The sequence below is a fragment of the Paenarthrobacter nitroguajacolicus genome (genome assembly GCF_051027655.1).
Classification (GTDB): Bacteria; Actinomycetota; Actinomycetes; order Actinomycetales; family Micrococcaceae; genus Arthrobacter; species Arthrobacter nitroguajacolicus.
In genome coordinates, this window is record NZ_CP073234.1 from 1728319 (window position 1) to 1739840 (window position 11522).

Annotated in this window: 10 protein-coding genes; 7 read left to right on the top strand and 3 right to left on the bottom strand. The window is 60.9% G+C overall.

Annotated elements, in window-relative coordinates; all coding sequences use genetic code 11:
* Positions 1-39 precede the first annotated feature (39 nt).
* Positions 40-1131 carry an Rv2578c family radical SAM protein gene (locus KCX59_RS08395; protein WP_179018956.1) on the bottom strand — a complete coding sequence of 364 codons (1092 nt, stop codon included), beginning with the start codon at positions 1129-1131 and terminating at the stop codon, positions 40-42.
* Positions 1132-1221: 90 nt separating this feature from the next.
* On the opposite strand from KCX59_RS08395, the gene pcp reads away from it, so the two are divergent.
* Positions 1222-1863, top strand: coding sequence for a pyroglutamyl-peptidase I (gene pcp, locus KCX59_RS08400; protein ID WP_179018954.1), 642 nt, complete (start codon positions 1222-1224; stop codon positions 1861-1863).
* Here pcp and KCX59_RS08405 read toward each other — a convergent pair.
* Positions 1860-2489, bottom strand: a complete 630-nt coding sequence (locus tag KCX59_RS08405) for an SIMPL domain-containing protein (RefSeq protein WP_179018952.1) — start codon at positions 2487-2489, stop codon at positions 1860-1862. The genes pcp and KCX59_RS08405 overlap by 4 nt on opposite strands.
* Entirely contained in the window at positions 2486-2938 is a 453-nt protein-coding gene (locus KCX59_RS08410) for a hypothetical protein (RefSeq protein WP_179018950.1), read from the bottom strand. Before KCX59_RS08410 ends, KCX59_RS08405 begins: the two co-directional genes overlap by 4 nt.
* A 101-nt stretch (positions 2939-3039) precedes the next feature.
* Here KCX59_RS08410 and KCX59_RS08415 point away from each other — a divergent pair, with 101 nt between their 5' ends.
* The 6 genes from KCX59_RS08415 to KCX59_RS08440 all read left to right on the top strand — a co-directional run bounded on the left by KCX59_RS08415 (position 3040) and on the right by KCX59_RS08440 (position 11411).
* On the top strand, positions 3040-4011 hold the full coding sequence (locus KCX59_RS08415; RefSeq protein WP_179018948.1) for an LppM family (lipo)protein: 972 nt from the start codon (positions 3040-3042) through the stop codon (positions 4009-4011).
* A 203-nt stretch (positions 4012-4214) separates the two neighbouring features.
* Complete coding sequence (gene pheS, locus KCX59_RS08420) at positions 4215-5276, top strand: phenylalanine--tRNA ligase subunit alpha (protein WP_179018947.1); 1062 nt, start codon at positions 4215-4217, stop codon at positions 5274-5276.
* Positions 5277-5278: 2 nt separating this feature from the next.
* Complete coding sequence (gene pheT / locus KCX59_RS08425; RefSeq protein ID WP_179018945.1) at positions 5279-7822, top strand: phenylalanine--tRNA ligase subunit beta; 2544 nt, start codon at positions 5279-5281, stop codon at positions 7820-7822.
* Positions 7823-8005: 183 nt separating this feature from the next.
* On the top strand, positions 8006-8872 hold the full coding sequence (locus KCX59_RS08430) for a trypsin-like serine peptidase (protein WP_179018943.1): 867 nt from the start codon (positions 8006-8008) through the stop codon (positions 8870-8872).
* A gap of 605 nt (positions 8873-9477) precedes the next feature.
* Positions 9478-10650, top strand: a complete 1173-nt coding sequence (locus KCX59_RS08435) for an ATP-grasp domain-containing protein (protein ID WP_179018942.1) — start codon at positions 9478-9480, stop codon at positions 10648-10650.
* Positions 10647-11411: a methyltransferase domain-containing protein gene (locus KCX59_RS08440; protein WP_179018940.1), complete on the top strand. Its 765-nt coding sequence runs from the start codon at positions 10647-10649 to the stop codon at positions 11409-11411. Before KCX59_RS08435 ends, KCX59_RS08440 begins: the two co-directional genes overlap by 4 nt.
* Positions 11412-11522: the final 111 nt, after the last annotated feature.

An 11522-nucleotide genomic window follows, 5' to 3' on the forward strand; every position in this document is an offset into this window, starting at 1 on the left:
GGAAGAGAAGGCTGCTTCCCTTAGCCGGTGGCCTTCAACCTAGAAAAGCGGCTGCTGTCCAGGAAGGGGCGCGGAGGCGTCCACGGTTGCGGCCGCCGACCCAGTGGCAGTGCGAGCGTTCCGGTGGCTGAATCCCGATGTTCCGGTAAAGCCGTACTTCGCCTTGAAATAGGTGATCCGGCCGGTGAGCCACGCACGGTACTCCTTGGAAGCATAGGAGCCTTGTCCATAGAGTCGCCGGTACTTGCCCGCCAACTCCGGGTGCTCGGTTGCCAGCCATTTCATGAACCACTCACGGGTTCCTGGCTTGAGGTACAGGGCGCCGGCGGTGACTCCTGTGGCGCCCGCCTTGGTTAGTTCCGCGAATAGTGAATCGAGGGCTTCGTCCGAGTCCGTCAGCCATGGCAGGATGGGCATGGCCATGACGCCGCACCCCAGGCCGGCGTCGCGGAGCCGGGCTATGAGCTTGAGCCGGGCCTTGGGTGAAGGCGTGCCAGGCTCTATGAGCTCAGCGAGGTCCTGGTTGGTCATTGCCAGGGAGATGCCAAGGTCCACGGGGACCTGGGTGGCGGCGTGCTTGAGGAGGGGAATGTCCCTGGCCAGCAGCGTGCCCTTGGTCAAGATGGAGAACGGCGTGCCGGAATCTGCGAGGGCCCGGATGATTCCGGGCATGAGCATGTAGCGGCCCTCTGCGCGTTGATAGGGATCCGTGTTGGTGCCGAGGGCGACTTGGGGCCGTTCCCAAGAAGGCTTGGCCAGTTCCTTTCGGAGAACTTCGGCGGCATTGATCTTGACCACCACTTGCGAATCGAAGTCCCGCCCGGCGTCGAACTCCAAATACGTGTGGCTCTTCCGGGCGAAACAGTACACGCAGGCATGGCTGCATCCGCGATACGGGTTCACGGTCCACTCAAACGGCATATTGGAACCCGAAGGCACCTTGTTGAGCACTGACTTTGCGGTGACCTCATGGAAGGTGACTCCGGAGAATTCGGGCGTCGAGATGGAACGCACAAGCCCGGCAAGCGGCAGCAAGGCGTCCAAGGCCGGGGCAGGGCCTGGCGCCCCGAAACCACTAGGTTCTGACGCCGGTCCACGTGTAGGTGAAAGTGCTTGTGCGTCCCATCTCATGGACTCCATTCGAAGGTATGTTCGAATAAATGTCAAGGCCGTCCATGCGAGGCCGGTGATTGAGGAGCCGGGCGTTGCTAAGGTTGGCCCATGATTCTGCTGACTGGCTTCGAACCGTTTGGCGAGGACACTGTGAATCCTTCGTGGCTGGCAGTCCGTCGGGCGGGCGAGTTGCTCACTGCGCAAGGTATTGCTGTTGAAGCCGTGGAGCTACCGTGCGTTTTTGGTGGTTCGGCGAAAGTCCTCGGCGATGCCATGACCCGCCTGAACCCGGACATTGTGGTCTGTACCGGCTTGGCTGGAGGCCGTGGACGGATCTCCCTGGAACGCGTCGCCATCAATTGCGATGACGCTCGAATACCCGATAACAAGGGCCAGCGTCCCATCGATGAGGAGGTCATCCAGGGCGGGCCTGCGGCGTACTTCTCCAGCTTGCCCATCAAGGCTGCGCTCAGGAACCTCCAGATCGCGGGAATCAAGGGAGAAGTCTCTCAATCTGCGGGCACCTACGTGTGCAATCACATCTTCTATGCGCTGATGCACTCCTTGGCAGCCAAGCCCGGCATCCGCGGCGGATTCGTCCACGTCCCCTATCTGCCGGAACAGCTTCCGGAAGGCAGCGCAACGCCATCCATGCCCTTGGAGACGATGGCGGAAGGAATCGCCGAAATTGTCAGGACTGCCCTGCACACGCCGGCCGACGTGAAATTTTCGGCCGGGGCTATCCGCTAGACAAGCTCCCATTCAACCCTGATGCTCGCTGAAACGGAGGACTCTCCTGCTTCCACGGGCATGGCCTCGGCGGTGAAGGAAGCCCTCACCATTCCACCCAAGGGGATGGGACCGCCATGCAGAGGCTCCTGGGAGATGGAGACCACCTTCCCAAGCCGGGAGGAAGCCAGCGAAGCGTACTGTTCGGCTCGTGCCACAGCATCCTGCCATGCAGCCTCCTGCGCCTGGGCAGTGACGGAGGAAGAATCCGCAAAGCCCTGTTCGATCCCGTTGATCCGGATGTCGTCTCCGCCGGCAGCAACTGCGGCAGCAATCGCAGCCGGAGCGTCCGCCTGGGAACGGATGCCCACCTGCAGATTGGTGGACGCCACATAGGCGGTCACTTTCTGACCTTGCCCCTCCACCCAGACCAGATCGGCGCGAAGGTTCAACCCGCTCGTTCGAAGATCCACGGCAGAAACACCGGCATCCCGCAAGCTGGCTGCAACAGCGTTGGCCGCTTTGCCGGCGTCGTCGTAGGCTTCAGCGGCTGTACCGCGGCGCGTTTCCACACCGAGCGTCAACGTCACCAAATCCGGAACAGCCTTTGCGCTCGCGGTCCCGGTAACAGTGATGGTTCGGTTCATGATGTGGCCTCGATTCGCTGGTCCGACGGACTGCCCTGCCGGCGGTGGTGAGTGTCAACGTAGCCGCCGGCCACCAGGCCGGCCTGCCGTTCAAAGAAATTCCTCGACGCCGGATTCCCGCTTCGAAGCATGGACCAACCGGCGGCGATGCCGTAGAGGGCAAGGAAAGGAAGGCCGAGACAGTACGCGTACTGGGTACTGTGCCGCTCCTCATGCCCCAAAAGCACTGTGTTCGTGCCGGCCACGCCCTGCGGCGCCCGGTACAGGATGACGTTTCCCAGGGTGAAGGCGCCGGCGTGGGGGAGTGTCCAGTGGTAGCCGGACGCAATCAGAAGCCCGCGGGGGCCGTGGGCGACCGCACACCCCGATGCGGCTGCCGCCACCAATCCCAGCGGCGTGGACAGGTTGAGGACGTTTGCGATCTGCCGTAAGCGTTGCGCGGGAGTCATGAAGCAATGCTAGCCCCGTGGCGTATGGCGCGGCACGGGTGGCGGGGATACGCTGATCGGGCACCCGCCGGTGCCGCACTCACATTGGGGGAAGAAGGAAAATGAACGCGAAACGCGCCTTGGGCGTCGTCGGTGTACTGCTCGCACTCATGCTGGCTTTGACAGGTTGCGTCAAGCTCAACATGTCCGTGAAGGTGAACAATGAAAAGAGCGTGGACTACGAGGTGGTCTACGCAATCCAAAAATCCGTGCTGGGAGACAAGTCCTTCGACGAATTCATGGAGTCGAACGGTACCGGAAGCCAGGGGATGGACATCCCGGACGGTGCCACAGTGGTGGATTACGAGGATGAGAAGTACAAAGGCAAGCGGATCACCGCTGCCAACCTTGACCCAGCCAAGCTGGCGGAGTCCTCCAGCTCCGAGAGCCCCTTCGAACTGAAAAGGGACGGGGACTTCTACGTCATCTCCATGGGTGGAGTGACCGGCGGTGAAAGCGGCGACGCCTCATCATCAGCCATGGCGAAGTCCATGTTCGACGAAGCCTCCGTAACGTTCACTTTCCCCGGCAAGGTAGTGGAAGCCAACGGCGCCACCGTGGACGGTAACAAAGCCACTTTCGACATGCTGTCCGTCAAGGACACGGTGGTCCAAGCCAAGGCCGAGGCCAACGCCGGAATTCCCCTGTGGATCATTTGGATCCTCGTGGCAGTCCTCGTCATTGCCGCCGCGCTGGTCCTGCTGTTCGTTCTGTTGCGCAAGAGGTCGTCCCAACAGCAGCCGGGGCTCGCCGGTGCAGCTCCGTATGGACAGCCGGGTTATGCAGCCCAGCCGGGTTATCAGGCACAGCAGGACAATCCGGTCCAGCCGGGCCAGGAGGGCTACCAGTCCCAGCCACAACCGCCGGCCCAGCGCCCCCAGCAGGACTGGGCAGGGCAAGGTTACACTCCGGGTGCGCCGGCTCAGCAGCCCACCCAGCCGCCGGGCCAAACGCACGGCCAAACGCACGGCCAAACGCACGACGACGGCCGGGTACCTCCGCCGCCGTCGGCACCGCCCGCTTCCGGCGCCTAGGCGCTGCGGGATTTCTGGCACAGCTACTGCCCCTCAGCGGTTCCCGCCGGGTCATGGGCTGTACAAATTCGCGGCGGTTAAATCCCGACTGTGAGGTTCAACTAGACTGAAGGGTAGTGCCTGCCGTCCGCGGCGAGCACTACCCTTTCGTTTTGCAGGCCTGCCTTGCCAGGCCGTTCCCTACTCGTAGCTAAGAACAGTAGATGACTGACACTTTGCCAGGCGCTGCCATCCCGAATCCGCTGGATGAAGCCGCCATCACCGCCGCCGTCGAGGACGCCATTGCTGCTATTGCGGCTGCTTCCTCCCTTGAAGAACTCAAGGCTGTCCGCCTCGCCCACACTGGTGAGAAGTCGCCGCTGAGCTTGGCCAACCGTGAAATCGGTGGCCTCGCCAAGGAACACAAGGCTGCCGCCGGCAAGCTCATGGGTTCATCCCGTGGCCGGGTCAACCAGGCGCTCGCAGCCCGGACCCAGGTTCTCGAAGCCGAGAACGACGCCCGCATTCTGGTGGAGGAAACTGTGGATGTCACGGCGGGTCCGCGTCGTCGGCGTGCCGGTGCACGGCACCCACTGTCCACGCTGCAGGATCGCGTCTCGGACATCTTTGTTGGCATGGGTTGGGAAATCGCCGAAGGCCCCGAGGTGGAGTCCGAGTGGTTCAACTTTGATGCCCTGAACTTCAAGCCGGACCACCCGGCGCGCGAAATGCAGGACACGTTCTTCGTGGAGCCACCCGAAGCCCACTTGCTGATGCGCACGCACACGTCGCCGGTGCAGGTTCGTTCCATGCTGGAACGCGAAGTGCCCATCTATGTTCTGTGCCCGGGCAAGGTGTTCCGCACCGATGAACTCGATGCCACGCACACGCCTGTCTTCCACCAGTTCGAAGGGCTGGCGATCGACAAGAACCTCAGCATGGCGGACCTCCGTGGAACGCTGGAGCACTTCGCCCGCCAGATGTTCGGCGACGACGCCTCCATTCGCCTGCGGCCCAACTACTTCCCATTCACCGAGCCGTCCGCGGAGCTCGACATCTGGCACCCGGGTGCCAAGGGCGGTCCGCGGTGGATCGAGTGGGGCGGCTGCGGCATGGTCAACCCCAACGTCCTCGGGGCAGCCGGCATCGATCCGGACATCTATTCAGGTTTTGCCTTCGGTATGGGCATTGAGCGCACGCTCATGTTCCGCAATGAGGTCGGCGATATGCGCGACATGATCGAAGGCGACGTACGTTTCAGCGAGCACTTCGGGATGGAGATCTAACAGTGCGTATCCCACTTTCCTGGCTGCGTGAATTCGCGCAGGTTCCGGCCGATGCAACGGCCGAAGACGTCATGGCTGATCTGGTCAAGGTTGGTTTTGAAGAAGAAGAAGTCCACCGTCCCACGGATGAGCTGACGGGTCCCGTTGTGGTTGGCCAGGTTCTGAGCCTGGTCAAGGAGCCGCAGACCAATGGCAAGACCATCAACTGGTGCCAGGTGCGCGTGGTTCCCGAGGGCCAGGAGCAGACCCTTACCGGCGAGGGCATTGATCCTTCCGGCGTGCAGGGCATCATTTGCGGTGCCCACAACTTTGTTGAGGGCGACAAGGTTGTTGTCACCCTGCCGGGCGCTGTTCTGCCCGGAAACTTCCAGATCTCGGCGCGGAAGACCTACGGTCACCTGTCCGCGGGCATGATCGCTTCCGTCCGTGAGCTGGGTATCGGTGATGATCACGACGGCATCCTGGTGCTCTCGCGCATCGGACTGGACCCGGAAATCGGCTCAGACGCGATGGAACTGCTGGGTCTGTACGACCAAGCAGCCGAAATCAACGTCACCCCGGACCGCGGGTATGCCTTCTCCATCCGCGGTGTGGCCCGCGAGTACGCCCACGCTACCGGAACGTCGTTCACGGACCCCGCGTCCAAGGTCAACGCACCGGCTTCCCTGCAGGGCGGCTACGGCGTCAAGCTCAACGACGACGCGCCCATCTACGGCAAGCCCGGATGCGACCGCTTCGTGGCCCGCACAGTCCGTGGCGTGGATGCTTCCCGTCCCACACCGCCGTGGATGTCCTCCCGCCTTCGCCTGGCCGGGGTCCGCTCTATCTCGCTGCCGGTGGATATTTCCAACTACGTCATGCTGGAGCTTGGTCAGCCGAATCACTGCTATGACCTCGATAAGCTTGCCGGCGACATCGTGGTTCGCCGTGCAGTAGCGGGGGAGAAGATCACCACCCTCGATGACAAAGAGCGCACGCTTGACGTCGAAGATCTCCTGATCACGGATGACTCGGGTGCTATTGGCATTGCAGGCGTCATGGGCGGTGCACACACCGAGGTGTCCGATTCCACCACGAACATCCTGGTGGAAGCCGCGCACTTCGATGAGGTCTCCATCGCCCGGTCCCGTCGCAGGCACAAGCTGCCGTCCGAAGCTTCCAAGCGCTTCGAGCGCGGTGTTGATTGGCACGTTGCCAACATCGCTGCGCAGCGCGTCGTTGACCTCCTGGTGGAACTTGCCGGGGGTACGGCAGACGAGGCCGGGACCGACGTCGGAACCCCTCCTGAGGCTGTCACCATTGAACTGCCCGCCGAGTTCGCCGCCGCCCGGATCGGCATCGATTTCACCGAAGAGCAGATCACCACATCCCTGGTGGACCTGGGTGCAACTGTGGAGAAGACGTCGTCGGGTTACGTTGTGACCGCTCCGAGCTGGCGCAATGACCTCGAAACCAAGGAAGACCTCTCCGAGGAAATCGCCCGGCTGGTGGGCTACGACAACATCCCTTCAACGCTTCCGGTGGCGCCTCCGGGCCGTGGTTTGAGCCGCAGCCAGCAGCAAAAGCGCCGGGTAGTCCAGGCTTTGGCTGATGCAGGACTCACTGAGGTGTTGTCCTACCCGTTTGTCTCCAAGGCCGCCAACGACACCTTTGGCGTTCCAGCTGAAGGTGAAGCCCGGCCGGCCCTCAAGCTGGCGAACCCCATCAGCGAGGAACAGGGATACCTCCGGACGTCCATCCTGCCGGGCCTTATAGAGGTTGCCCGCCGCAACCACTCACGTGGTTTCCGCGATTTGGCTGTCTACGAGGCAGGTTTGGTGTTCCTCCCGGGCGAAACCCTGGGCACGGATTCCATCCCGCCGCTGGGCGTCAAGCCTTCCGATGAGGTTCTGGATGCACTGTACGACGGCGTCCCGCACCAGCCACTGCACATCGCCGCTGTCCTGACCGGACATGATTCACCGGCCGCTGCGACGCACACGCCTCGGGCGTGGGATTGGGCAGACGCAGTTGACGTGGCACGCCTGATCGCCGATGTTCTGGGCGTGGAATTGGTTGTCAGCCAGGGAAGCCATCAGGCGTTCCACCCTGGCCGTGCAGCTCAGCTCTCGCTGCGCAACGGAGACGTAGTGGGCTACGCCGGCGAGCTCCACCCGAAGTTGCTGGCTGCGCACGACATGCCGGCCCGCTCCGTGGCGCTTGAGGTCAATGTGGAAGCGTTGTTCGAAGCTGCTGCTGACGTGATCGTGGCCAAGCACATCTCCGGATTCCCTGTTGCAACGCAGGACGTTGCCTTGGTTGTCCCGCAGGATGTGCCAGCGGACCAGGTTCTGGCAGCGCTGCGTGAAGGCGCAGGCGAGCTCCTCGAAGACGTCGCGCTGTTCGATGTCTACGCGGGTCCCGGAATCGACGAAGGTAAGAAGTCACTGGCTTTCGGCCTCCGCTTCCGTGCTGACGACCGCACGCTGACCGCGGATGAGGCTTCTGAAGCCCGTGCCGCAGCTGTTGCTGTTGCAGCCGAGCGCTTCGGAGCTGTGCAGCGCTGATATTGCTCGCGATTGATCATCCCCGGAACCATATGGTTCCGGGGATTTTCTTTTATCGAGATTGAACTCCCAGCATCTTGACAGACTATTCATGCGTGCATGACAGTTTTGTCATGCACATGTGAAACATGTGTATCACATCCCTCGCACGGTTCCATAAGAGCCGTCCTTTGAAAGGTACCCATGAAGAAGCAGAACGTTGCTTTGCTTGTCGGGGCAGCAGTAATGGCCCTGACGTCCTCGTTTGGTGGAGCTGCAGTGGCGTCAGGGTCGACGCCCCAAGTAACCGCTGCCGAGGTTCAGCCCGTAGGGCACACGGTGGACAAGACGCAGACGTCGGGCTCAGCCGCATCCCCTCTGGCCGACAAGTACACCATTGCCGCACCCACCAAGAATGGCAACGCTTCCACGGACTCAGTCATCGGCGCCGATGGCCGGGTAAGAATCACCAACACCACGGCAGCCCCTAATCGCTCCATCGTGCAGATTGAGTTCAACGGCGGCTACATCTGCTCCGGCGCGCTGATCTCCGATGACACCGTGCTGACGGCTGGACACTGTGTCCATGAGGGCGGCACCGGCTCCGAGGCCGACTACTCCTGGGGCGTCAAAGTTGCCCCGGGCCGTAATGGTTCAACCGACCCCTACGGCACATGCGGTGCAACGGAGATCTTCACGGACCAGCGCTGGATCGACTCGGCGAACACCAACGCTGATTGGGGCGTCATCAAGCTCGACTGCACCATCGGCAACACCACCGGCTGGCTCAACTACATCGGTACCACCGCCAGCCTGAATGGAACCAGCACCACAGTGCGCGGCTATCCGGGAGACAAGGCATTCGGCACCATGTGGTCCATGACCGGACCCATCGAGAGCACGCAGGCGGAAAAGGTGTTCTACAAGATGGACACTTATGGTGGCCAGAGTGGTGCCCCTGTCTACAACAATTCCAACACCATCGTTGCCATCCACACCAACGGTGGCAGCTCCAACTCCGGCACACGCATCACGCCCACGCTGGCGAACTACCTGACCTCGGTGAAGTAACTCGGCTGAGTTAACTCGCCAACAAGTGTTCCCCGCAGCAATCCTGGCTGCGGGGAACATTTGTGTCCCGTACGGAACGTGTCAGCATCAGGCGACAGTTTAGTAACGATGCTTGGTTGTCTGGGCGTCTGAGCAACCTTTCCCCGCACCCGGCCCGTCCCTCTGGCGGGTCCGGAAGGGGCCTAGGACTGCAGAACCGAGCTTCATTCAGTAGTTGCCCAGTCCGTGCTGGGACTGGGGATGCACCGTGAATGCGGGAAGCCTTTCACTTCGGCGCTGCCAGTCACATGGTCCAGGAACAACCAGAGTAGTTTGAGGTCGCAACACCCAGCGCTTGCCGGTGGAGACTAAGCGGGTCCCCTGCCCTTCTTAGGTTTCCAAAAAACGTCGCGTTCGGCGATGTTCACACTTTAACGATTTGGACGACGCATGTGACAAGCGTCAATACCGAATCAAGTGGTAGCCTGCAGCCGGTTTGTTCAATGAATGGAATATTGGCTTCAGGTTAATCGCCTGATCAAAAGCTTGGGGGAAATTTGGCAGCGGTAATTGGGGAACACGGGACGACTTCGAGCTCTTCGGCAATAGCGTTCATTGAGTTGGCCATGACGGGTGCGACGCCGTACGCCCTGGATGCTGCACGGTCTCTCGGTCACCGCATTGTCCTTGTTACGTCAAACCCGGCGAAGTATGTAGCTGCAGGGATCGACTTGGCCAAGGTCGATGAGGTACTGGAGATCGAAACTGATGACTACAATGCAGAAGAAATTGCTGAGGCATGCCGATGTCGTCGCGTCCTGGGCGTGATTGCCCTTGATGACCACAGCCAGCAAATAGCAGCCACGGTTCGCGAGATGCTTCACCTACCAGGCGCGACTCCCCGGGCGATCGACCTGTGCCAGGACAAACGGCAAACAAGGTTGGCGGTAACGGGCATCGGTCGCGAAGTCGGGTTTGTGGAAGTCGAGCCTTCGACTTCTGAGTCACCCCTTGGGTATCCAGCAATCGTCAAGCCGTCCACTGGCAGCTCATCCCTTGGTGTTTACATCTGTGATGACGACGATTCGTTCAGGTCAGCTCTATTGAACGCCTCAAGGTCCGTAAACAGTACCGGATCCGCCGTGCCGATTATCGTCGAGGAAGCGGTGGAAGGCCCTGAATTCAGCGCGGAGCTGGCTTGGGAGACCAGCACTCAACGGTGGATTCTGGTGGGTCTGACGCAGACGCACATCAGCCCGGCGCCTCACCGTAGGGAGTTGGGTGTTGTGTTTCCTGGTATGCCCGGCAACCAGATTGCTCCGGAAATTGAAGAAGTGCTTCAGCGTTGGCTAAGGGCCGTCGGCCTCGAAGGCACAGTTGCCCACGTTGAGCTAAGGCTGACCCCAAACGGTCCAGCATTGATCGAGATCAACCCACGTGTCGCTGGCGGTGACATACCTCGGATAGTCCAACACTCCACTGGCGTTGACCTGGTGTCTCACTATGTCGGCCTTCATTGCGGTCAGTCGGCAGACGTCGTTCTTGGGCCAGTGGAGGATGCGGGGAGCATCTGGTTTATCTCTCCGAAGGAAGAGGGTGTGCTCGTGTCGCTGGAACAACCAGACCGGCCGTGGCCTGACGGCGTCGACGTTGTCTACAGACCACTGCCGCCCAAGATGTCGGTAACGAAACAATCGCGTCTTGCGTACGTCGTAGCTACAGCGCCCACACCAGAGCAGGCACTGAATTTGGCAGTTGGTCATGCCGACGCACACCGGTTCGAGATGGGAGCATCGTGACAACTGTTCAGGGACCGGAGTCAATCTCATTGGTCACACCCGCTGCGACAGCCACTGATGTCGGCGACGACATAACTGCCGGGGCCGGCCATTGGTCATTTGGGCACGGAGTCGCAGGGACCTTCGACAACCACATCGCCCGCAGCGTTCCCGGCTACGCCTGGGGCCATGACCTGACGATCGCGATGTCGAAGTACTTCGCCAAACCCGGCGGCATCATGTACGAGTTGGGTTGTTCGACCGGAACACTCAGTGTTCGTCTGGCTGACGAGCATGGCGTCCTGGGCGTGAACGTCGTTGGTATAGATGTAGAGGGAGAAATGGTTCGGCATGCAACGGCATTGCATGCCAAATCCAACCTCAGCTTCGAGCTGGGGGACATCACATCTTTTCCCTATGACCGATGTGATTTCGTGGCAAGCCACTACACGCTTCAGTTTCTTGAACCGAGCGAACGGGTTGCGACCATTGAACACGTCTTCCAAGCGCTGCGTCCAGGGGGAGCCTTCATGCTCTTCGAGAAGGTGCTTGAGAGCAGCAGCGTCATCCAAGACATACACACTCAATTGCACACGGATTTCAAGCTTGAGAGGGGCTTCTCGCCACTGCAGATAGTGTCCAAGACACGCAGTCTCAAAAGCGTGCTCGCGCCAAGTTCGAGTGCGCAGAACCTTGAGCGTCTCCGGTCAGCTGGGTTCGGAACGGTCGGAATAATCCACAAGTCGCTCCAATTTGAGGGATACCTTGCAATCAAGTCTTAGAACATCCCACTCGTTGGACCAGCCCCCGGAGTTTCTCTCTCTCGATGATCCCCGGGCTAAGAGGCTTTGGGAACGTCTCAGTGTGGACGAGTATGTCACACGAACTCTTCC